Annotated in this window: 23 protein-coding genes; 9 read left to right on the top strand and 14 right to left on the bottom strand. The window is 58.8% G+C overall.

Annotation, left to right across the window (positions count from 1 at the left end; genetic code table 11):
* Positions 1–265: 265 nt before the first annotated feature.
* A complete protein-coding gene (locus OCW50_RS15890; protein WP_262267115.1) occupies positions 266–1,066 on the bottom strand; it encodes a phosphatidylinositol-specific phospholipase C/glycerophosphodiester phosphodiesterase family protein in 801 nt (266 codons plus the stop codon).
* 287 nt (positions 1,067–1,353) lie between these two features.
* Between OCW50_RS15890 and OCW50_RS15895 the strand changes: the two genes are divergently transcribed.
* From OCW50_RS15895 to OCW50_RS15910, 4 genes are all read left to right on the top strand, one after another.
* Positions 1,354–1,563 (top strand): cold-shock protein, encoded by a 210-nt coding sequence (locus OCW50_RS15895; protein WP_262267116.1) that lies wholly within the window; start codon positions 1,354–1,356, stop codon positions 1,561–1,563.
* A gap of 93 nt (positions 1,564–1,656) precedes the next feature.
* Positions 1,657–1,962: a hypothetical protein gene (locus tag OCW50_RS15900; protein WP_262267117.1), complete on the top strand. Its 306-nt coding sequence runs from the start codon at positions 1,657–1,659 to the stop codon at positions 1,960–1,962.
* Between the two features lie 105 nt (positions 1,963–2,067).
* Positions 2,068–2,295: a hypothetical protein gene (locus OCW50_RS15905; protein WP_262298190.1), complete on the top strand. Its 228-nt coding sequence runs from the start codon at positions 2,068–2,070 to the stop codon at positions 2,293–2,295.
* Positions 2,296–2,419: 124 nt separating this feature from the next.
* Entirely contained in the window at positions 2,420–3,211 is a 792-nt protein-coding gene (locus tag OCW50_RS15910) for a restriction endonuclease (RefSeq protein ID WP_262267118.1), read from the top strand.
* A gap of 13 nt (positions 3,212–3,224) precedes the next feature.
* On the opposite strand, the gene OCW50_RS15915 is transcribed toward OCW50_RS15910, so the two are convergent.
* The 4 genes from OCW50_RS15915 to OCW50_RS15930 all read right to left on the bottom strand — a co-directional run bounded on the left by OCW50_RS15915 (position 3,225) and on the right by OCW50_RS15930 (position 5,788).
* On the bottom strand, positions 3,225–3,698 hold the full coding sequence (locus tag OCW50_RS15915; protein ID WP_262267119.1) for a sigma factor-like helix-turn-helix DNA-binding protein: 474 nt from the start codon (positions 3,696–3,698) through the stop codon (positions 3,225–3,227).
* Between the two features lie 708 nt (positions 3,699–4,406).
* Complete coding sequence (locus OCW50_RS15920; protein ID WP_262267120.1) at positions 4,407–4,961, bottom strand: hypothetical protein; 555 nt, start codon at positions 4,959–4,961, stop codon at positions 4,407–4,409.
* Positions 4,962–5,258: 297 nt separating this feature from the next.
* Complete coding sequence (locus tag OCW50_RS15925) at positions 5,259–5,558, bottom strand: integration host factor subunit alpha (protein WP_262267121.1); 300 nt, start codon at positions 5,556–5,558, stop codon at positions 5,259–5,261.
* Positions 5,559–5,602: 44 nt separating this feature from the next.
* Positions 5,603–5,788 carry a hypothetical protein gene (locus OCW50_RS15930; protein ID WP_262267122.1) on the bottom strand — a complete coding sequence of 62 codons (186 nt, stop codon included), beginning with the start codon at positions 5,786–5,788 and terminating at the stop codon, positions 5,603–5,605.
* A 586-nt stretch (positions 5,789–6,374) separates the two neighbouring features.
* On the opposite strand from OCW50_RS15930, the gene OCW50_RS15935 reads away from it, so the two are divergent.
* Positions 6,375–6,704, top strand: a complete 330-nt coding sequence (locus OCW50_RS15935) for a hypothetical protein (RefSeq protein WP_262267123.1) — start codon at positions 6,375–6,377, stop codon at positions 6,702–6,704.
* A gap of 14 nt (positions 6,705–6,718) precedes the next feature.
* Here OCW50_RS15935 and OCW50_RS15940 read toward each other — a convergent pair whose 3' ends face one another.
* Positions 6,719–7,750 carry a GAF domain-containing protein gene (locus OCW50_RS15940; RefSeq protein WP_262267124.1) on the bottom strand — a complete coding sequence of 344 codons (1,032 nt, stop codon included), beginning with the start codon at positions 7,748–7,750 and terminating at the stop codon, positions 6,719–6,721.
* 48 nt (positions 7,751–7,798) lie between these two features.
* On the opposite strand from OCW50_RS15940, the gene OCW50_RS15945 reads away from it, so the two are divergent.
* A complete protein-coding gene (locus OCW50_RS15945) occupies positions 7,799–9,241 on the top strand; it encodes an RES family NAD+ phosphorylase (RefSeq protein WP_262267125.1) in 1,443 nt (480 codons plus the stop codon).
* 94 nt (positions 9,242–9,335) lie between these two features.
* Here the strand turns inward: OCW50_RS15945 and ligD are convergent, their stop codons facing one another.
* Positions 9,336–11,915: a DNA ligase D gene (gene ligD, locus OCW50_RS15950; protein WP_262298191.1), complete on the bottom strand. Its 2,580-nt coding sequence runs from the start codon at positions 11,913–11,915 to the stop codon at positions 9,336–9,338.
* A gap of 32 nt (positions 11,916–11,947) precedes the next feature.
* On the bottom strand, positions 11,948–12,829 hold the full coding sequence (gene ku, locus OCW50_RS15955; protein WP_262267127.1) for a non-homologous end joining protein Ku: 882 nt from the start codon (positions 12,827–12,829) through the stop codon (positions 11,948–11,950).
* Positions 12,830–13,027: 198 nt separating this feature from the next.
* On the opposite strand from ku, the gene OCW50_RS15960 reads away from it, so the two are divergent.
* Positions 13,028–13,216 (top strand): DUF3606 domain-containing protein, encoded by a 189-nt coding sequence (locus tag OCW50_RS15960; protein ID WP_262265886.1) that lies wholly within the window; start codon positions 13,028–13,030, stop codon positions 13,214–13,216.
* Between the two features lie 22 nt (positions 13,217–13,238).
* Entirely contained in the window at positions 13,239–13,976 is a 738-nt protein-coding gene (locus OCW50_RS15965) for a DUF72 domain-containing protein (protein ID WP_262267128.1), read from the top strand.
* 28 nt (positions 13,977–14,004) lie between these two features.
* Here the strand turns inward: OCW50_RS15965 and OCW50_RS15970 are convergent, their stop codons facing one another.
* Positions 14,005–14,319: an EthD family reductase gene (locus tag OCW50_RS15970; protein WP_262267129.1), complete on the bottom strand. Its 315-nt coding sequence runs from the start codon at positions 14,317–14,319 to the stop codon at positions 14,005–14,007.
* A gap of 406 nt (positions 14,320–14,725) precedes the next feature.
* On the opposite strand from OCW50_RS15970, the gene OCW50_RS15975 reads away from it, so the two are divergent.
* Positions 14,726–15,952, top strand: a complete 1,227-nt coding sequence (locus tag OCW50_RS15975) for a glycosyltransferase (RefSeq protein WP_262267130.1) — start codon at positions 14,726–14,728, stop codon at positions 15,950–15,952.
* A gap of 415 nt (positions 15,953–16,367) precedes the next feature.
* Here the strand turns inward: OCW50_RS15975 and OCW50_RS15980 are convergent, their stop codons facing one another.
* The 5 genes from OCW50_RS15980 to repA all read right to left on the bottom strand — a co-directional run bounded on the left by OCW50_RS15980 (position 16,368) and on the right by repA (position 21,250).
* The gene (locus OCW50_RS15980) at positions 16,368–16,886 is read right to left on the bottom strand and encodes a hypothetical protein (protein ID WP_262267131.1); all 519 of its coding nucleotides are present in this window, start codon (positions 16,884–16,886) and stop codon (positions 16,368–16,370) included.
* Positions 16,887–16,945: 59 nt separating this feature from the next.
* Positions 16,946–17,131 carry a hypothetical protein gene (locus tag OCW50_RS15985; RefSeq protein ID WP_262267132.1) on the bottom strand — a complete coding sequence of 62 codons (186 nt, stop codon included), beginning with the start codon at positions 17,129–17,131 and terminating at the stop codon, positions 16,946–16,948.
* An 87-nt stretch (positions 17,132–17,218) separates the two neighbouring features.
* Positions 17,219–18,358 carry an RHE_PE00001 family protein gene (locus OCW50_RS15990; RefSeq protein ID WP_262267133.1) on the bottom strand — a complete coding sequence of 380 codons (1,140 nt, stop codon included), beginning with the start codon at positions 18,356–18,358 and terminating at the stop codon, positions 17,219–17,221.
* A gap of 559 nt (positions 18,359–18,917) precedes the next feature.
* Entirely contained in the window at positions 18,918–20,039 is a 1,122-nt protein-coding gene (gene repB, locus OCW50_RS15995) for a plasmid partitioning protein RepB (RefSeq protein ID WP_262267134.1), read from the bottom strand.
* Complete coding sequence (repA, locus tag OCW50_RS16000; RefSeq protein WP_262267135.1) at positions 20,039–21,250, bottom strand: plasmid partitioning protein RepA; 1,212 nt, start codon at positions 21,248–21,250, stop codon at positions 20,039–20,041. Before repA ends, repB begins: the two co-directional genes overlap by 1 nt.
* Between the last annotated feature and the right edge of the window lie 445 nt (positions 21,251–21,695).

The following is a 21,695-nucleotide window of genomic DNA, read 5'->3' on the forward strand; positions in this document are numbered from 1 at the left end:
TCCCACTCGTGCTCAGATGAAGGCGATCCACCAACTGTTCCAACGCTCAGCCGACGGAAGCCCAACTTATCGAGAATTTCGGAAGCGGTTCCGGCACATTTCGTTCGACAACATTTTCGGCGGCACCTGGCACGGGATGTTCATCGGCGTCGAAACCGATGGATACCGACATTCTTGAAGCCATATCCAGCCCACTGCTTAACCCACGGGCCTGGAACAACTGAGATGCACGTTCACCACGCGCGCATCTCGGTCGCTTATCGGGTTACTTGCTCAGGAAAGTCTGCAGGCCTGCAAGATCGTCGGTGTTGATCTTGTCGACGTCGGCCGCCTTCAGCTCTTTCCAGATTGCGTCACGTTGCGGACCCGGCTGGTCGGGTGTCGACCAGAACCGAATGGTCCAGCCCTTGCCATGGGCCGTCTTCACAATGTCCTGCAATTTGGCCTTCTCGGCCGAGGGCATCTCTCCGTCGCCCTTCCAGGTGAACACCTTGGTCCAGTTGTCGCTCAGAAGCGGCATGAAGGACGCGGGCATGTCGGAGGTCAGATCAGGCATGCGGCCATCGTACCCGGCATAGCGAACCTTCTCTGAGAGCATGGAGTCTTTCGGGCGGTTGCCGGACACGACCGCAGTAACGGCTCCAGCCTGAACCTTGCCGTCCCGAACGACCGTCAGAATGTCCGCATATTTGGCAAGCACCTCGGCCAAAGCTTTGTAGGTCGGCTCGCCTTCGGTCTTGATATCGATCAGGAGCGTGAATCCCTCGCTCCCCGGATAGACCCTGCCACCATTCTCGGTGATGCGCTTCTTCAGGGGGGCCAGATATAGCGCCTCCAGGGTCCTCTCCGGCTTGATATGCGCCTCTTCGTGCGCCACCAACAGCTTGCCGTCCACAAGCCAAATGTCAGCCTCGACGCCGGTAAAGCCATGGTCGAGGGCATCGAGCAGCGGCCGCTGATGCTCGTAGTCGTTGTGAGCATGGGCTTGAGCAAGAGGCTTCACGTCGGCTGCAGAGACCATCGCCGGCATAGAGGCGAGGATAGCTGCCAGGAACAGGGTCTTCATGTTTCCTCCAGTAGTTTTGTCTGCTTGTCTGGGATACTGGTCTTCCAAGGATCGGTGACATACTGATGACGGCACAGTCCTTAGCCGGCTCACACCCAGATCTCGGAGATAGGTCCAGACCGCCTGGAGGCAACTCTAATGGCCCGTTCCTGCCATTAACTACCCTTCCGCCACTTTGTTGCCACGGTTGCCCTGCCCAACTAGCCTCCTTCGCGTGACGGATCGGTCACCGGAGGGTGGAGCAAGGCGCTCTGCCGGAGGGGAATTACAAGGGACTAGAGACGAGAATGGCGACTGGGACGGTTAAGTGGTTTAACGAAACCAAGGGTTACGGCTTCATTCAGCCGGACAATGGCGGCAAGGACGTGTTCGTTCATATTTCCGCAGTGGAGCGCGCAGGCCTCCGCGGTCTTAAGGACGGCCAGAAGATCTCCTACGAGATCGAGCAGGACCGTCGGACTGGCAAAGAGTCTGCGGCCAACCTGCAGGAGGTCTGAGACCTCTCACAATTGCGGATTGCTCCGCCTCAACCACAAGCCGCTCCATTTCGGGGCGGCTTTTTTGTTGTGCCTGCCAAACTGGAGAACCCCATGACAGAGACATCGCCCCCTGACTTCCTCAGCGACGAGCGCTTCATCAACGCGCACCGGAAGGTCTTTGTGATGTTCATGGGGCGTGATGGCTACTCGCAGGAAATGTCCACTGAGGAGTTTCCGCGACTGCGTGAGACCGTCAAACTCGATGCTTGTCCCAAGGCCTATTTACGCCTGCAGCGGACCGGATCCCGCTTTGCTCTCGACCGGCGCAAGAAAATGGACATTGTAGAGATCTACCATAAGGCAGGGGAGCATGCTTACTACGGCTATTGCGTTGCCCTTGGTATCAAGCCGGAGTGATACCGCGTTCCTGAATCTGCCCGTCACCTCCCCTATTATAAATTGGCAGATGTGAACTATCTCAGGTGATTAGACCCTGAGGACTTGCCTCGGAGAAAAAACGCAGTGACCACACGCCTTATGGAGATCCTCGAACGCGACGCTGCCATCATGAGAGCCAAGATGGCTGAGGTCATGCCGGCCGCAGATGGCGAAGCGCAGCAAGCTCGGGAGTTGATGATCCTGCTTCATACAGGGCTCTTTGTCATCCAGCGAGATGAAGGCAGCACTGCCGAAGAGTTGCGGGAGTTCGCGGGTCAAATCCTCGACCGGACGCGGATCACCAGGCAGTAGCAGCCGAAATAATCCTGTGAGTTTCAGCGGGCCTGAATCTTTGCGAAGCTGCTAGTAACCCCAGTCGGCTATCCAAAACCCTCGCAGTCACACTGAAAGCCGCCGCCGACTGCCGGATAAGGGAATGTTTCGCTACCTCTGGAGACATAAGGCGTTCAGCGCCGTACTGCTCTTCCTCTTCGGCATCGGCTTGTATCTCCAGCCGATCGCCGCCTGGATCGGGCTCGCGCTGCTGCTATTCCTGCGCCTCACCAAGGTTCATTCGTTTCTGCTCATCTATGACCTAACAGACCGGGCGGCCCTGACACATGTCAGGACGTTAGCGACCAAACGCGCCCATATGCTTTCACCGGATGAATATGGGAACGTCTCTGAGGAGACCTGGGACAGGCACCTCAACACCTTCATCAAGAAGACGCTCGTGCCAGAGTTCCAGCGCAGGAGGGTCGAGCATCTCCTAGCCAAGGATTCGAAGCGGTACGCGGCCCGCTTGAGGACCCGGATCAACCGGATCATCGATCGGCAGCAGCCGGCCGAGCCAACAGTTGAATTTGACGACGCGATGACCGGCAGAGAGTTTGAGCTCTACTGCCGCGATATCCTCCAGGAGGCCGGATGGCGTGCTTCACTTACGCCGGGATCAGGTGACCAAGGAGCCGACATCATTGCGGAGAAGGAGGATCGGCGGGTTGTGATCCAGTGCAAGTTCTACAACGGCACTGTCGGCAACAAGGCGGTTCAAGAGGCTTATGCCGCCGCCGCCTTTCAGGATGCCCCTTATGCGGTCGTAGTCACCAATTCGGTCTTCACTAAGTCCGCCCGCCAGCTCGCGCACAAGAATGGTGTGCTGCTGATGCACCATAGCGATCTGCCCCGTCTTGAGTTGATCGTAACCAGCGGGGATGGGTCCCGTTGATACAAGATTCCATTTAGTCGTCGGAGACTTTGAGAAAGTCGTCGATCGACAACTGTGCGGGGCTAGAGGGCTTCGCTCTCGGCTTTTTCGGCGCTTCCTCGACACCTGCGGCCACCGGCTGCTTGCGCGGGATCGGTGTATCCTCCGACTGCATGCGCTTCATTCGAGCTTTCGCCTTATCTCGCGCCTGAGCCTCCTCGGACTGCGGATCCTCAGTCAGCCATTTCCCTCGGCGAATTACTTCGTTCACGCGCCCCTGATTGACCCCAAGCTGGAAGGCAATCTCCTGCTGGGTCATGTCAGTGGTGTTATGAAGTTCGAGGACTTTGCGGGCGAGCTCCGGCGTCATCTTGCGCCCTGAGACCCGACGGGCCGGAGTGATCGATCGTGTCTTCTTCTCCTCCTTGCGCATCTTCTCCAAGATGGCCAGGGCCATATTCATGCCTTGGGCGCGCAGGGCTTCTTCGAATTGCTTCAGCGTAGCCAAAAGAGGGACTCCTGAACTCCTGCCCCGATGGACTCACACCGGGTCAGACTGACTTTTGAACGACGAAGAGGTGATGACAGGTTCCGCCAGCCCCGCACGGCCATTGGGATAGGCCAGCCGAATTAAGCTGGCCCGAACCAGAATAGAGTCCCTGATTCGCGTTTTTCAAGCTCAGCTATGCCAATTGGTTGTTGATTCGTTCTTGTTCCGCTTTGCCGCCTCGTGTCCGAGGCTGATTGTTCAACCTAGAGGTGGTGTCGATCCGGCAATTTTTGATACCCGCCGCCACTCCTGCAACCGCTGATTAACCATGGCCAGTACCGGCTTAGAGGGCGCGAAATCGGCGACATACGGGTCTTGGACCGCAATGCGACACTGCCGAGACTGCAGGAGTTCGTCCACTATAGCCGCCCGTTCTGGGACAGCCATCCGAAGGCATGGACTTGGCTAAAGCGTCTCGTGTCAAATGATGACGTGCGCGACGCTTACACTCGATTCCACCATGCTTTAGCTGAAATCTATGGCAGAGGCTTTAAGAATGGCGATTGTCGCTGGATTCGACATCGAAGCCGACAATGCAAAAGCCGCTCTGAAACAGGCACTAGCAACCAGTTCAGAGATGCTGCCGGCTTAAGGCGGCGGATTGTTTCTTCAAGCTCTGGCCGCTGCTTGCAGCGGCCTCTTCTTTACACGCCAACCTATCTGCCGCTAAGGCCAGTGCTGAATGATCTCCGGCAGCAAATGCCTAAACAAACTGTCTGGTCCATGACCGATAATGTGACGGTTCGGCAGCGCAGTTTCGTAAAACGACACACCCACGAGACGCCGTTCCACGACCTCGTACTCCCCATCCTGTTTCTCTCGAACGAAGATCCGCCACATGCCTCCACCACTCATGCCGCCATAGGTCGAGGGGAGCGTGAAATCTTTACTAGGACGCGGATCAAGCCTGATCAGGTCGAAGTCAGCTGTCCCATGGCTTGTCGCCACGAACTTGCCAACGTTAATCAATCCCTCCGCAGCTAGAACAATCCTGTTCTCCCGCTGCGCAGCGGGTGGGGTCATCTCTCCAACAACTCCTGCCGCAGCATCAATCACTTTGCCGTCCGGATCGGGTTGAGCAGCCCGGCTCGCTTGTAGATCGAGGTCAACTATCGTTCCCTTGGCGCCGAGGCTTGACATGTGACTGTCGGCGACTGGGAGGAAAGCCAGATCTCTCCCAAGGTCATCTTGCTGATCATACCAAATGATCGCCTTCTTCATGAGGTCCGGGACGGGAAGGCGAATTTGCTGCAAGTCTCCTTTTCGGATTGGAAATAGGACAACGCCTATTTCGGTCTGACGGGCAATCGGCATCGCTACGTGCCCACAGGTCAGTATCCCCTGGACCGTCCTGGTTTTAACCAGTGTTCCAGAGCCCAGCGGGATCGGAGTGCCCGAGCTTAAATCCACAAAGCCTACTGTCGAGAGCCCGATTTGTGTGTCCAGTATCGGACCTACATCGATATGACCTGACGACACGATGAATCCTTTTGCTCTAATCGTACCGGGGAGCGGCTTTTAGGCCCTCGAGCTATTTACATGATCCTTCAGTTTATGGGATGGCGTGAAGGTCACGACCCGGCGAGGCTCGATCGGCACCTCGACCCCGGTTTTTGGGTTCCGCCCCACTCGCTCGGCTTTCTCTCGAACCACGAAATTCCCGAACCCAGAGAGTTTCACATTCTCCCCTCGCTCCAGCGTATCGCAGATCTCGGCTAGGACCTGCTCGGAAAGGGCTACGGCTTCATGACGGGGCAGGCCAACAGCCTCGACGACGGCCTGAGCCAGATCCGCTCGAGTTACATTCCTGCTAGTCATCAGATCATTCCACCGTCCAAGGGATGCCCTCACCAGGGCATGCCCTACGGGGGATATTTCTCCTCCAGCTTGAGCACAAGAGCTTTCAGATGCCCCGGCATGTCGGCGGCGATGACATCGTCGTACAGGCTCCTCAAGGAGTGCCCGATGAAATAGACCACCTGCTCCTTGGAGAAGTTCAAGCTACTGGGGAGGTCACGCGACCAATCCCGAGTGTTATTCTGCTGCATGGCATCGTTCTCATGGCTATGCCCTGCATTGCCCCTGATTAACCTATGTGAAAGGGGCAACTCACGCCTGCGCGGACAGTTTCAGCGTGGCCGTATGCGGTGGATCAAGCCAACGAAGGCGCAGATGGAGGTCTCTGGGCCTTACCTCAGAAGCGGGGCTAGAGCGAAGCTGACACTCGCCATACTTGCCAGAAACCACGGCCACCAAGCTGGCAAAGGCCTGTCACTACGTCCCGTCATGGCTGCCCCTGTCTTCTCATTGGGCCCAATGTGCCCGGCGGCCCACTGGCTTGCTTTGATCCACCGCGACAAGACCGATTGGCTCGGCCGATGGCAATAACCCTTTCGTCGCGGGTCCGACCTCAGACCCGTATGGGCCCGGTGAAACCATCCGCCAGGTTCGCCGTTACTCGGGCGAGGATCACAACCTCCTCACTTCAAGGAAGCCTCCTCACCTCCACGGCAACGGCGGGTGGGGAGGCTTTTCTGTTTATTCCGGCTGATTAGGGGCCTTTGGCCGCAACCCCCTCAAGCTATGGGCATGCCATAAAGTCCTATCTTGGCATGAAAGTCGGTTACATCCCTGATGAGCAGCCTGTATCACTACCCCACCCTGTCGGCCCTCAATGAGGAGACAGAGCCGGACCGCGTCTCCCGGCTCCACGAGGCCTTCGGGGTGATGTGCGCCATCGCCCGAATGATCTGGCGCGAGGAAACGGGCTATGACGCCAGTTCAGCCGGTTCAGCCACGGTTCGCTGGGACGGCTCGGTCATCGCGTTGCGTGACATTAGAGGCCACCTCGAGGTGATCTGGGCTTCTGCCGCCCATCAGGAACGCTACGGAGTGCTGGCCGAACTCGCCTGGGAGGCCATGTCGGAACCACGGGCCCACGTATCCCATCACCTCCCCAGTTGACCGGCAGTCGTTTCTTAGAACGGGTAGTCCGTTTCTTCAGGGATGCGGACGTCCCCTAGCTGCGACCTCCGGGCCACTCCAACGGTCCCATCAGGCTCACGGGTAAACTGAACGCCGTGCTGCTCAAAGGCTCGCACAACAGCATCCACGCTGGTCCGCCGGACTGACAGCTCTCCGGAAATCTCCATCCGCTTCACTGATGCCGGCGAGATGTTGGCCGCCTCTGCGAGTTCTCGGATTGACCAGTTCAGCAGCCCACGGGCTGCCCGGATCTGAGCGCTTGTTGGCAGAATCCATGTCTCGAAGTCGAGAGATTGGTCCATGGCCCCCGACGCATGGAACTGGGTCTCAACGTGACCCGACACGTCCAGATGATGCAACCAGATCTCGTCGACCACCAACCGGCCGAGACCACGTAGCAGCGATGTTTGATGGGGGCTGAACTCGCGAGGCCTCACGTCGGAAATGCAAAATGCGCCCAGCCGGATCCCCGGCCGGATCGTCAGTGGAACGCCAGCGTAGAATCTGAGGAACGGATGGCCCATCACATGGGGGTTTTTGCTGAATGTTGGGTCCGTCAATGCATCCGGAACCACGAAGACCTCATCGTGCAAGATCGTGTAGTTGCAGAACGCATAGTCTCGGGGAATTTCAGTTGCCTCACTTCCACCGAACCGTGCCTTGAAGAAGTACCGATGAGTGTCGGCTAGCGTCACATGAACCATGGGGACGTCGAACAACCGCTGTGCAATTCGACAGATTCGGTCGATAGCCGGTGACGAAGGCGTATCAAGGATCTCGAGCTTATGAAGAGCGGCGAGGCGCTCGGATTCGTTGGGCGACAGCGGAAAGTGCATTCGTCCTCGGTGTCCCTCGCTTGGTAGGAGAAAGGAGACCATCAGGTCCGGAACATCGTCGCCTGCCATACGGAGTGCCGTTTTGGAACCCTCGATAACGATGATGTGACCGAACAATCCTGCGGCAACTCGTCCGATGGGCGGCTCTGTCACAATTCGGCTGGACAAGAGCACGCGGCCAAACCACATGGAGCGGGCCAGATCTTCCCTCCTGAAGTCCCAGCCCGAGAAATACCTATGTCCGACATCGGCCAGTTGAAGACAAAGCGAATTTGCTTTGATTGTGTCGGCGAAACTTATCTAGAGGACCTGATCGCCAATCAGGGCACCCATGGTCAATGCGATTATTGTGGCCAGCCTGGGCAAACTTTTACCATCGCCGAGATGGCCGATCGGATCGAGACGGCTTTCGAGCAGCACTTCGAGCGGACATCAGAGCACCCCTCGGACCTCGAGTGGATGATGCAGAAGGACAAGGAGCTAAACTACGAGTGGGAGCGGGAAGGCTTCCCCACTGTCTCTGCGATCTGCGGTGCGGCGCTCATCGGTGAGCAGCCGGCTCGAGACATCCAAGCGGTACTTGCCGACCGCTATGCTGACTGGGAAAGCATGAAAATCGGTGATGAAACCGAATTCGACGCCGGCGCCTGCTACGCCGAGAAAGGTCCTAATCCGAGGGAATGGCAGGCACAATGGTTCCTATTCGAGGAGAAGCTGAAAACAGAGACCCGGTTCTTCAGCCGGGATGCCGCGGCGACCCTGGAGGTGATCTTCAAGGACATCTCGCATCTGCAAACCCGAGACGGTCGCCATGTCGTTGTCGACGCCGGCCCTGGAACTCAGCACTCCGCATTCTATCGGGCGCGCTCCTTTGAAGCTGACAGCGATCTTCGGGATGCCCTCGTTTATCCAGAACAGCGGCTTGGGACGCCGCCCTCGCAAAGGGCGAGAGACGGCCGAATGAACGCACGCGGTATCGCGGTCTTTTATGGTGCGAGCGACCCCGCAGCAGCCATCGCCGAGGTGCGCCCGCCAGTCGGGAGCAAGGTTCTTGTAGGGCGGTTTGAGGTGATTGCTCCTCTTCGGCTTTTGGATCTCAGGGCTTTGGACCGCATCACACTGTCGGGGAGCATTTTCGATCCAGACTACGTTCGACAGTTGGAGCGCGTCGCATTCCTCGCGATCCTCGGGAAGCGGATCACGGTGCCGGTCATGCCGAGTGACGAGCCGTTTGAATACCTGGCGACCCAGGCTGTCGCGGACTTCCTTGCCACGGAAGCGGACCCGCCCCTGGACGGCATCATCTACCCGTCTGTCCAGGCGGGAGAGGATCAGTACAACGTCGTGCTGTTTCACAAGGCTGCCCGTGTGCAGCCGGCTGATACCAGTACGAGCGCAAAGATCAGTGCGCAGCTCTATACAACCACTGAAGATGGCGTTGAACCCGACTACACCATCATCGAAGAGCTTCCCGAGCCATTCCAGGCCAGTGACAGCGCCAAGCATCAGGAAGGCTCAAGCACTCCTGCCGCCGACGACACGGATCTGCGCAACTCAACCCTCAGACTTCAATCTGCCTCGCTCACCGTTCATCACGTGAAACGGGTGTCCATCGACACTGATCCATATGAAGTTTCCCACCATCAGTGGGAGCCTTGGAAAAAGGGGTTGGATTTTTAGTGGGGTCTCAAATTACCGCACTTGGCAGCCACTAGCATATCGGTGGTGACCTATAGGGTATCGCCACACCTGTGCTGATCAGACCCCGTACCGCCTAAGAACGTCTCCGAGATTTCGGGATCACTTGGTCGATACTTCCAAACTCAGCCCAAGGATCATTCTGAAGATGAGGCAAGCGCGCGGCCAGATTGCCAATCCGATATTGATTGCCGCTGCGGATCGTCGACAGTTCCTCCCACGTCAGGGGCGTTGAAACAGGAGCTCCGGCCCGGGCTCGCGTGGAATAAGCCGCCACGGCCGTCGCCCCCCGCCCGTTGCGCAGGTAGTCGATGAAGATCCGGCCTGTTCTGGCTCGCTTCGCCATCGTGTCCGTGTACAGGAGGGGGCTCGCCTTCGTCATCGCTGCTGCGACACCGGCCGCAAATGCTTTGGCCTCGTCCCAGGATGCCTTCGGACGGAGCGGCACGACCACATGCAGCCCTTTGCCGCCGGATGTTTTGACGAAGCTCACAAGATCGAGGTCCTGGAGGTAATCACGCACGTCGATCGCACCCTGAACGACCGCGTCCCAGCTGACGCCCTCGCCCGGATCCAGGTCGAAGACAAGCCGATCAGGCTTCTCCGGGTTCTTCAGCGTTGAACCCCACGGGTGGATCTCAAGAACACCGGCTTGCACCAAGGCGAGAAGCCCGGACAGGTCCTGGATCGCAACAGCCTCATCCTCTCCGACGCGAATCCGCCGGATCAGTTCCTCATCAAGGCCGGCCCAGGCGTGCTTCTGGAAAAAGCACTCCTTCTGCGATCCGCCTGGGCAGCGCAGAAGCGACAGTGGCCGGTTTACGATGTGAGGCAGGATCCAATCGGCGATCTCCGTATAGAACTCAGCGAGCCCGAGCTTGGTGATCCCCGCGTCCTCCCACAGAATGCGGTCCGGATGGGAAAGATGGACTTTCTCAAGGATCGTAGGACCAGGGCGTGTGTCGCGAGAGCCTTGCGCAATTGTCTCCCGCACGACGTCCCGCGGATCCTTATCCTCACGCAGCCCTTGGAAAGAGCCCTGCCGGACCATGCCGTCATGGGTCCACCCGCGGAACTCAACTTCGGCGACGAGTTCTGGCCTGACCCACTTTACACCACGGCTGGCAGCGGAAGGGATCTTGCCGGCAAAGGGCGTCGCCTTGATCTCGATCGACGTGAGGGTCTTGTAGAGCGCGCCCGCGACCTCCGATGTGAAGCCGGTCCCGACGCGACCGACAGGGATGAGCTTGCCGGCGTCATAGACACCCATGACCAGTGAGCCCACAGCCTTCTTGCTCGCGGTCGAGGGCAAGTAGCCTGCGATCACAAGCTCCTGGCGCTGCGTGCACTTCGATTTGACCCAGTCATCGCCGCGCCCTGACCTGTAGGGCTGATCGGCGCGCTTGGAGATGATCCCCTCCAAGCCCATCCGGCACGCGTGCCGCACGAGCATTGCCCCATCCTCCTCAAGATGGTCGCTGAAGCGGATAGCGCCACCCTGAGGCAGGTCATCGAACAGGAGGCGTAACGCTGCCTTGCGGTCTGCCAGTGTCGCCGTCCTCAGGTCCTCGCCGTCGAGATAAAGCAGATCGAAGACACAGTAGACGAAGCGCTCGCCCTTCCCGCCCTTAAGCTCCTGCTGGAGTGCCGAGAAACTTGAGACCCCTGCCTCATCTTCCACGACGATTTCGCCGTCGAGCAAGGCCGATGGGATCTTCAGTTCTTTGAGGGCATTTGCGATTGGCTTGAACTTCGCAGTCCAATCGAGCCCCTTTCGTGTCAGGAGCTTGACCTCACTGCCATCGATGCGAGCCTGCATGCGATAGCCATCGAGCTTGATCTCGTGAAGCCAGTTGCCACCCCTTGGGGCACTCTCAACCAGTTGTGCCAACGCGGGTTCGACAAAGGCTGGCAGAATGCCCTTCTTTGCACCTTTGACCTTCGAGGGGCGCCGCGATTTCTGAGGCTTGGATCTGGCCACCGTTTCGCGTGCCGCATGGTCGATCCGTATATCGCCTTGGGCGGCCAGTTCCTCAATGGTCTGGCCTGATTTGAGCGAGGTCGTCTCCTCCTCGAGGATGTCCGGATCCTCGGAGGTGCGGGCGGCTTCATCATCGGACTTGAGCAACAGCCACTGCTCATTCCGCTCGCCGGGTTTGCCGCGGGTCCGCACGAGGTGCCACTTGCCCCTGAGGCGCTCGCCCTCAAGGGTGAAGGTCAAACGGCCACGGGCATAATCGGCATGCGGGTCGCCTTCCGGAAACCAGCGTCCCCGATCCCAGACGATCATGGTCCCGCCGCCATACTGGCCGGCCGGAATGACGCCCTCGAAATCGATGTACTTCAGGGGATGGTCTTCAGTATGCACCGACAGGCGCTTCTCACCCGGGACCAAGCTCGGGCCTCTGGTCACTGCCCAACTTTTGAGAACCCCGTCGAGCTCCAGCCGAAGGTCGTAGTGCAGGCGGCGCGCATCATGTTTCTGCACCACGAAGCGATTCCCCTGAGACTTGGCTCTCGTCGCCTTGGGTTCGCTCGTGACAGAGAAGTCGCGTTTCGCCCGGTAGGTGGCGAGCGAACCAGTTGCCGTTTTCGTAACGGTCCGGCCGCGCGACGGCGCTTTCCTGGATTTCAGACGGGCTGAGGCCGCGACCATGAAACTCTCCTACGCAACACGAAACGTCATAGTCACCCGGCTTTACGCGCCTTCGCCTTCGGTGCGGGCTTCTTCGCCGATTTGGATTTCGCAGCAGTCTTCTTCACTGGAGCAACCTTCTTGGCCGCAGACCCTTCCTTCTCGGCTGAGACACTGCGCTTGAGCGCGTCCATCAGATTGACGACGTTCGAGGGTTTCTCGGACGGCTCCTCTTTCAGCGGCTTGCCGGCCTGTTTCGACTTCAGAAGCTCGGCGACGGCTTCCTCGTACCGATCATCAAATTGCTTTGGATCGAAGTGGGCTGCCTTGCTGTCGATGATGTGCGCGGCGAGATCTTTCATCTCCTTGGGATACTTCACCTCACTGATCTCGTCGAAGACCTTGTCCTCGTCGCGTACCTCGTCGGCCGCGTGCAGGGTGGTTCCGACAAGCCCTTCGTCGAGGGGCTCAAGCAGGATCATGCGTTCACGGCGTGCCAGCACGATGCGGGCAATGCCGGCCATGCCTTTGTCGCGGATGGCATCGCGAATGACGCAAAAGGCTTCGTTGGACACCTTATCGGTCGGGGCGATGTAGTAGGCGGTGTCAAGAAAGCGCTCATCGACCTCCTCGCGCGGCACAAAGCTCTCGATGTCGATGGTGTGGGTGCTTTCCAGCTTCAGGGCGTCGAGTTCTTCGTCCTCGACCTGGATGTAGCTCCCCTTGCCAACGGCGAAGCCCTTGACCTGGTCTTCACTCTCCACGACCTCCTCCGTCTCGCTGTCGACGAACTGGCGCTTCACGCGGTTGCCGGTTTTGCGGTTGAGGGTGTTGAACCGGATCTTCCCACCCGACGAGGTGGAGGGGTATAGGCCGACCGCGCAGGACACGAGAGAGAGCTTGATATGACCTTTCCAAACTGTCCGTTCAGCCATGGGTGGAACTCCCAGCGATACGCTACTGTGTGACGGCCCTAACAACCTTGACCGGCAGCCTCACGAGTCAGCAACGTCGCCCCGAAATGACTCGTTCCGAGTTCTCCACAGGAGTCTCGGGGTTGGTTAACGCACCAGGAAACCACTCCCCATCGTGACGCATTTTTGAAGTGTCGTAGTTGTGTATGGAGTAACGGAATGTCTGATGACAAAGCCAATCGCGGTGGTGCGGACCGCGGCCGGGTCGCCGGCGGAGAAGAGTACGAGGTCGGCTACTTTGCCCGGAAGCACGGCATCAGTGTTGCGCAGGCTGAGGAGCTGATCAAGGAGCACGGGAACAGCCGCGAGAAGCTCGATGCAGCGGCTGGGAAGCTCAAGCGAGGCTAACCCCTGGCAGCCCGGTGCCCTGATGTTGGGTAGGAGTGAGCACCGCATCTTCGTTGGGACCGCCGCCTGGGCGATCCCAAAGCAGTACGATGACGCCTTCTCGAGCGAGGGCAGCCATCTGGTACGCTATGCGAGCCGGTTTGACGGCGTCGAGATCAACTCCTCGTTCTATCGCCCGCATCGCCTGTCGACCTATCAGCGCTGGGCCGGTGATGTCCCGGAGCATTTCCGCTTTGCCATGAAGATGCCGAAGACGATCACCCACGAAGGCCGCCTCCGCGAGATCGACGAGCCGTTGCAGCGCTTTCTGGGAGAAATTGCCGGACTCGGGCCCAAGCTCGGACCAGTTCTCATTCAGCTTCCTCCAAGCCTGAAGTTCGACCCTGTCGACGTGCGATCATTCGTTGAGAGGCTTCGAGAGGCCTTTGATGGAGATCTCGTCTGTGAACCGCGGCACGCCTCATGGTTCACCGCCGATGTTGACGCCTTCCTCCTGGAGCACCGGATCTCCCGGGTGGCGGCCGACCCCAAGCCTCATCCGAGTGCCGGTACTCCGGGCGGCTGGACTGGTCTGGTCTACTACCGCCTGCATGGGTCGCCCAAGATGTACTACTCGGCGTACTCGCAAGAGGTCATCGCGGAAGCCGCCGCGACCCTTGGAGACCATGCGAAGGCCGGCCGAGCAGTCTGGTGCATCTTCGACAATACGGCTGCTTTCGCAGCGACTGGCGATGCGCTAAGCGCATTGAAGCTTCTTTAGTCTCAGCCGCCTGACGCGCCGACGCCCCCTACCCTCCAATGACTTCGCTGATCTGCACGATGGGCACGATGTCCGTATAGTTGGCGACGTCCGCGCGGATCTCCGGGGAGTGGGGAAAGAACGCCTCCTGGAATGTCTCCAGGGTCGGCGAGTAGATGTGGCACGCCGCAACGAACTCCGGCGCGCTGCCCGGTTCGCGACCCGCAAGGCCCTTATCGATCTCGTAGCGCAGGCAGGCATCGCCGAGCCGTTCCTGGATCAGTGGCATGTGGCGGGTGCGGTAGTAGTCGTGATCGAACTTCGAGCCGCCATTGGCCGGATAGTAGACGCTGAACTTGATCATGGTCAGGCTCCTGTCTGAACGTCTCTCCGAGCGTCCGAGCGGCCCTTATAGGTCATCGGCTCGTAAAGCGCATCCAGATTTAGCTAAAGCGGGTTTGACGGAAGCAAGCCCGCGCGACTTGCTCGGTAGCAGCGGCTTGATCACCGTCTATTCGAATTTCCGTCAACTCGTAGCGACGCTGGCGCCATCAGCAGCTTCCCTCAAGAAGCTTGGATCAGAACCTTGCAGCTCCCGCCATTAGTTTATGAGTGCGTGACCTAGTGAGCGGATGTTGATAGCTCGAGGGAAAATGGAAGAGCCATCACATCCTTCCACTATTGATTTGTAGCGGACCCCCGGCTTGCGGCAAGCCCCCGGTCATGGCCCATAAACGCTGCCCTCGATCAACCTTGAGGGAGCTTTGAAGATGCGTGTGCTGTTATCGACTTATGGGTCGCGTGGGGATGTCCAGCCGCTGGTGGCCCTTGGCTTGGCCTTACAATCGAGGGGTGTCGAGCCGCTGGTATCCGCCCCGGCCGATGCCGAGTTCGTCGGGGTGCTGGAGCGAGAGGGCCTGCCGATGGCACCAGCCTTCATGCCAGTGCGCCAGTGGATCGCGCAGGCGAAACAATCAGGCCTAAAGCTGCCCGAACTGGCGACCAAGATGGTCCCGGCCCAATATGAGGCGATCGCGGCGGCGGCCGAGGGCTGTGATGCAATCGTCGCAACTGGCCTGTTCCCGTCCGTGGCGGCGGCTCAGTCCGTGGCCGAGAAGCTGGGCATCCATTTCAGCTGGGCGGCCTTTTGCCCGCTCATGGTGCCCTCACCGCACCACCCGCCCATGGAATACCCGGGCTGGCCCCACCCACCAGGACTGACCGACAATCTGGCTCTGTGGGCGTTCAACGCCCAGGCGAAGAACGCGCTCTTCGGTCAAGCGGTCAACACTCACCGCGCCGCAATCGACCTGCCGCCCCTCGACAATGTCCGCGACCATGTCTTCACACATCGGCCATGGCTGGCATCGGACCCGGTGCTCAGCCCATGGCGTCCGACTGACCTGACCGACGCGGTCCAGACCGGAGCATGGATCCTGTCCGACAGCCGTCCGCTCCCAGCCGAGTTGGAGGCATTTCTCGCCTCTGGAGAGCCTCCGGTTTATGTGGGCTTCGGCAGCATGGCCATGCACGCGGCAGAGGACCCAGCTCGCGTTGCCATCGAGGCGGTTCGCGCGCAAGGCCGGCGCGTGATCCTTGGTCGCGGCTGGGCCAATCTCGCGTTGATCGACGATCAGGAAGACTGCTTCGTTGTCGGTGAGGTCAACCAGCAGGCGCTCTTCGCCAGGGTCGCGGCCGTCGTGCACCATGGCGGCGCCGGAACGACCACAGCGGCGGCGCGCGCTGGCGCGCCGCAGGTGGTGGTGCCCCAGGTCGCCGACCAGCCGTATTGGGCCCGCCGTGTCACCGAACTCGGCATTGGTGCTGCGCACGAGGGATCAAATCCAAGAACTGGGTCGCTCCTGGCCCCGCTCAAGACAGCACTCGCCCCGGAAACCAGCGAGCGAGCGGCTGCGATCGCCGGGACGGTCCGCCACGATCGGGCGATGGTCGCGGCGGAATTGCTGATTGCTGCAATCCGAGGGAAACGTCGTTAAGTCGTGCGGCTCTCATCGGGGCCTGACAGAAAATGGAAAAGCCCAGGCTCCGGGGCGTACGGACCGGGTGCCTTCGCACCTCGGCCTCGCGCACTACGGGCCTGGGCTGATAAGGTACCAGACGGGCGCTCGCATCGTCAGGCAAGCGCAGGAACAGCTCGTGCCGGAGTACATCCGTCCGGCACGGTCTCATCGGAGCACGCGGTGACGCCCGTCGCTCACGAAGTCCACATACGATGTCCGCTGGGGTAAGCCTGATATAAGGATTGATATACAATTCACAAGCAGGTCAGAGTGAACATTATGTCGCAGGCTGGCCAGACTTTTGGGACTGGAGGTCATCACATCGAACCGCCGATGGCTCTCGGCCGAGCACCGAGATCCGACTGAGCCCTGCTCACCGCGATCGTAACTCCTAGCGTCCTCCCGGCTCCTGAAGCGAGACGCCCGCCGGGACCTTCAGCTCGCCATCGTCCTGGTCCAGATCGATGAAGCGACCGTTCTTCGGGATTACAAAACCCTCCCCGATCTTCGGCAGCTTGGACAGGGAGGTGCAGGTAATGGCCGAGCGCTCTCCCGACGAGGTCTCGGTGCCAGTAAGCGGCGCATTTGCCTGCCCCGGACCTGGAAGGCTTCCCTCAATCCGGATGCTCTGATCCGGGAACGCCCAGGTGAAACGCTGGCCCGTCTGGTCCCACTTGCCCGGCCATTCGCCCGGCTTCGTCTTGGACGCATCGAAGATGTAGGGGGTCACCTCACCGTTCTCGAATTCCCCTCCCCCAACGCCACCACCCGGATAGAAGGTAATCACGAACTGAGATCGGTCGGAAGCGCGGGTGCATTGCCATAGGGAGCCTGCAAGGCTCAGGCCATCGGCGATCGCTGCTGGGGACGCCAGGACAATCCCGATCGTGGCGAGCAGAAAGCTTCTCATGGGCTGTCTCCGATCAAGGACGGAGCAGCACCCTAGGCGGAGTTCCTTACCGAAACTTGTCAGGCCGTTGGATTGGAGCGGTCCGTGTTGCCGCCGCTGCTTTCAAGAAAGCACACCAGAGCGAAGAGGCTGATCACCGCCGCCAGTTCCGCACCGGACAGAAGCCAGGAGGGAGCACTCGCCCGCAGCGGCCCGACAGCCACCAGCGAGAGGAGGAAGGTAACAACTGTGCTCCACATCAACATAGGAAACCGCCCTTGAGAACGGGATCAAGCACTAACCCATTGAATATGAACAGCCAATGACAGCCTCATGGCATAACTAAGGAAAGCTTAGACGATGCCCCAAGCCCGATAACGGGTTCGGCCGGTCAGTTCCCGCGGGAGGGCCCCGCCCAACTGCTGCAGCATCAGATCCACCGCCTTCGGCGTGACCTTCAGCAGTTTGGCGCCGAGCGGCACCGTCACCAAAGGGCGGGACAGGAACAGGTCGACCAGTTCCGGTAGCTTGGAGTTAGATCGGGTCTTGGCTGTGACCCGCGCCATCAGCTCACGTGCCAGGATCAGCCTCTCCAGATCCTTGTTCGCGATCTCCAGGGCCTCCTCGACGACACTGCAAAAGCCATCGAGTTTCTCCTTTGCCCCTTCCCTGCCCTGCGGTCGGAACTTCGACTGCTTGAAGCCGGCCGCCAGCGGGAGAAGGTGGTTCGTCAGCCCTCTCGCTCGCAGGATAGAAGCGGCCATCGTTAGCCCCAACCAGGGCAAGCGGGTATAGAGGTTTAGATCCAGCCAGACGTTCCAGGCCACGGCCGCAGCAGCGACGGCCGGCCAATGAGAAGTCCGTTTGACAAGATCGAGCCACAGGTCCTCGGCCTCTGCTTCATCCTGATCTGGGTCATAAACCAGGTGCGACCGGCTCTTGGGCAGCGGAGTTTCACCCGCCAGGACCCTTGTGGTGCGATCCAAGACGGCGTCAATTTCGGCAAAATGCGCCTTCCAAGGGTCCGCGTCATTGGCAAAGGCCGGATAAGCCTCGTCATCATCGGGATCAGGCCGCTTACGTTTCGATGCTGTCGCTTCGGCGCCGATCCCGCCAACACCTCTCAGGGCCGCAAGGCCGTCGAAAGATACTGGCCAAGGGGCTTTTCTTGCCATGGCAGTCCGGCGAGCTTTGAGAGCGGCAGCCGCCCGGGTAAGTTCGTGCGTCGGGCTGCGGACGTCCATTCCGGCGTCATGCAGCACCAGATCGCCGACGTCGACTAGATGGCCGTCGAGCATGAGGGCTCGGACGGCTTCAGTCATGTCGCAACGGGACTGCCAGCCAGCGGCCAGACACGACGCCTCCAACCGGGCATCGAAACGAAGAATGTCGATCGTGAGCTGCTCCAAACGACCAGCAATTGTCTCCCACGGTAATTCGGGAACAGCGATCGCCGATCGCTCTGATCTTTCATCGGTCAAACTCAGGCGCACCAGCAGCCCCCTAACTGATTCCTCGTACTCTAAGCTCTTGTATAAGAAGGGTTAAGCATCGACAACGGTAGCGTTTCTGGGCGTCGCTACGATCTGCCATGAGCGCGAAGCGCGGGCAGGAAATGAACATCCTAGGCTGTTTTGGCCCTAAACCGGCCGATCTGGGCCAATCTTGGCCGATTCTGGCTGCCCCAGGGAGCACATTTCCCCCAATTGGCTAAGAAAGTACGACTGCAGCAGCCCTCAAAAACCGGTTTGGCGGCGACATCAACCGATCAGTTGAACGCAACTTCCGACTTTGTACAGAGTCCAGATTGAGGACAGCAAGCCCGCACTTTTGTCCCCTCCCCTCGCTACGTTTGCTGGCTTTTGCCTGTACCCTCGGCTCGTATCGATTAGGAACGCCTGTGATCGTGGCGCAGCGTTCAGCAATGTTCCCTGGCGACCAATCAAGTCCTTGGCTGATAAGATCGCTACAGTCGAACTTCGATTGAATGATTACAGAAAAATTTAGCTAGGTAGATCAGAGGGCAGGAGGGAACCTCCTGCCCTGAGCAGATTACGTCGACGGATTAGCTTCCTCAAACTCCCGGAAAAGCTGCTCAATCTTCGAGACAAGAAATGCGCCGAACTTGCTGTTTACGGTTTTGTCGATTTGAATGGCAACACGATCGTCAGAATCTGTTATGCGAGCGACACGTCGGCCGTGGGCGTCCTTCAGGAAGATCTGCGGTTGCGACTGAGAGGGTTCTACACGCTCCTTCTTGGACAGCTTGGCAACCAACGCCGTGAAGCGGTCATCGGAGCTTAGGTCCTGGAAGTCGGGCTTGGTGACGATTTCCGTGGCGCGATCCAGGCACTTGTTTTCCTTGAACAACTCAAGCAGATCGTTCCAACGTGTCCGTCCGATGCCGGGAGCGGCACCGACAGCCATTATGATGCTGCGCGGAATTTTCGTGCCGACCGCAATAAGGCGTGAGAGTTCACTCTTAGAAGCGGCAAGTGCGGCACCAATCACGTTGCGGTTGAAGCCAGATTCCTCAAGCTTCACAGCGAACATGGCTTTTTCGATGTAACTCAGATCGAGGCGGGCATTGTTTTCTTGCCCCTGTGCAATCACAAGCTCTTCATCGGTCAAATTACGAACGATGGCCCGAACGGTAATTCCGAGCTTCTTGGCCGCGGCAAGACGCCGGTGACCGAATGCGACTTGGTAGCGCCCCGAGACCGTTGGGTTTGGCCGGACTAGGATCGGAACGAGTTGTCCGCGGTTCCTGATCTGCTCGACGAGCGTGTCGGTGGCTTCGTCAGAACGCTCCATACGATCAGATACGAATGATCCATCGATCTTATCAGTCTCTAGCTCCACGATGGTGTCGCCGGACTCAAGCTGGCTCTTCAGAGCTGCAATCTCAGCGTTCGTTTGTCCCCGCAGATTCCCAAGTGCCGAGCCGACGGCACCAACAGCGTTTGCAGTCTTGGCTTGGGAGACGTTCCAGCCCATTCCCGTACGTGTCTGCGGCGCAACAGGGGTAGGCGCCGGTTCAGTTGCGGATGTCGTAACGGGTTCGGGCTGCTCCAGTGCGGCCTTCAGCTCGTTTTGGACGAGCGCGAGAGACGGCTCTGCCGGTACGGGAGTGTTGTTCTCGATGCCGAGAAACGCGGATCTATTGCGTCCCATTACTTTCTCCCCCAAGCCTGCTTGATCAAATCTTCGATTTCAGAGTTTACGCTGTTCAACGATTCCATAGCCCTATCGTAGGTAGACTTCGAAAACTGTTCTTTTGGGACCTCATAAAGGGTCTGCTTCGTAATCCCAGCATCGGCAATGGCTGTGCTCTTTAGCATCGGATTGTTGAACACAAACTCCGGGAACTGCTGGCGCATGAATTTGACCATGTCGGACTGGGGCCCGTCGCCAGGTTCGAAGCGAGTAACAAGATACCTGACCCAGTCGAACCGGATTTGGCCTCCAGCATCTTTCACGTGCTCGAGCAGGTCTGACGCCATGGTCAGGAACTGGCACATTGACATCACATCCAGCATCTGAGGATGCACTGTGATGACCATAGAGGTCGACGCGCTTAGAGCCGAGAGGGTAAGAAAGCCGAGCTGAGGCGGGCAATCAATGATGACAACATCATAATTGTCCTTGACCTCAGAGAGAGCCAAACTGATCCGCTCGAAGAACATCGGTTCGTTTGGACCCCGGGACACCAGTGCCTTTGGCGTATCGTACTCAAAATCCTGTAGCTCTAGATTGCCTGGAAGCAAATCGAGGCCAGGGATATAGGTCTTGCGAATGATCTCGCTTGGGTGGCGGGCCTGATCATCATACCGGATGCTACCATAAATGGTTTCATTTCGATTGACATCCATCTCTGGCTGGAGCCCGTGCAAAGCTGTAAGGCTGGCTTGAGGGTCGAGGTCGACAGCGAGGACCCGATACCCGTTCATGGCAAGGTACTGAGCAAGGTGGGCAGCAGTTGTTGTTTTGGCGCTGCCCCCTTTAAAGTTTACACAGCTGATAACCTGCAGGTGCTCATGTTCAGCGCGGTGCTTTACGTACAGTCTCCCAGCCTTGCCTGTTTCATCCAGATAGGCGCGCAACGCATGAACATCCTCAAGGCTATATTGCCGACGGCCGTTCGGAAGAACTTCAGGCTGAGGCCCCTTCCCCTCCAATGAGAGTTGCCGGAGATAGCCATCTTTGACGCCAATCAGTTTAGCGGCTTCGACGGACGTAAACTTGCGCAGAGTCTTGCGCGCGATCGGGGGATGGAGGGCGAGGCGTTGCGAATGGAGCTTCTCAGAAAGTCCTTTCGCATGCGCCCGGAAGATCTGCTCATCAACCCATTGAGGTTCATCGGATTTCAGCTGTGCAAGGGCCATGTGATCCCTCCTAGATACGGAAGTGTCGCCGCAAAAGCGGCCGCTTGCGTAACTAGAAGCTCGAAATCCTTTACAATTGGTAAAAATTGCCCTTTAGAGCGGCAAAAACTAGGGATGTTCGCAACGTTTTGTCAGGGAGCGGGATCTCCCGGCGCCCCTGCCCTGCGCGTGGAGTTGACAGGTGGCAACGGTTGATCGAAGCCGAGTTTATTGGATTTACATCTAGCGACGGACCCGCAGTTGACAGATGTCAACTCGTAAAGCGATCTCTCCATGCTTGGGGCTGCCCAAGTGAACGGCTTAGTCGCGCAAAGGTTATCCGACTCCCTGCCCCATTGGCGGGGAGTTGACAGGTGTCAACTAGCGCGGAGGACCGTGGTACCTTCCATAGGATTTCGCAGATCGATACGCCGGTACTCTCGGGCTGCGGGATCTTCAGTTGACA

Origin of the sequence: Microvirga sesbaniae (assembly GCF_025460805.1) — a bacterium.
GTDB classification, from domain to species: Bacteria; Pseudomonadota; Alphaproteobacteria; order Rhizobiales; family Beijerinckiaceae; genus Microvirga; species Microvirga sesbaniae.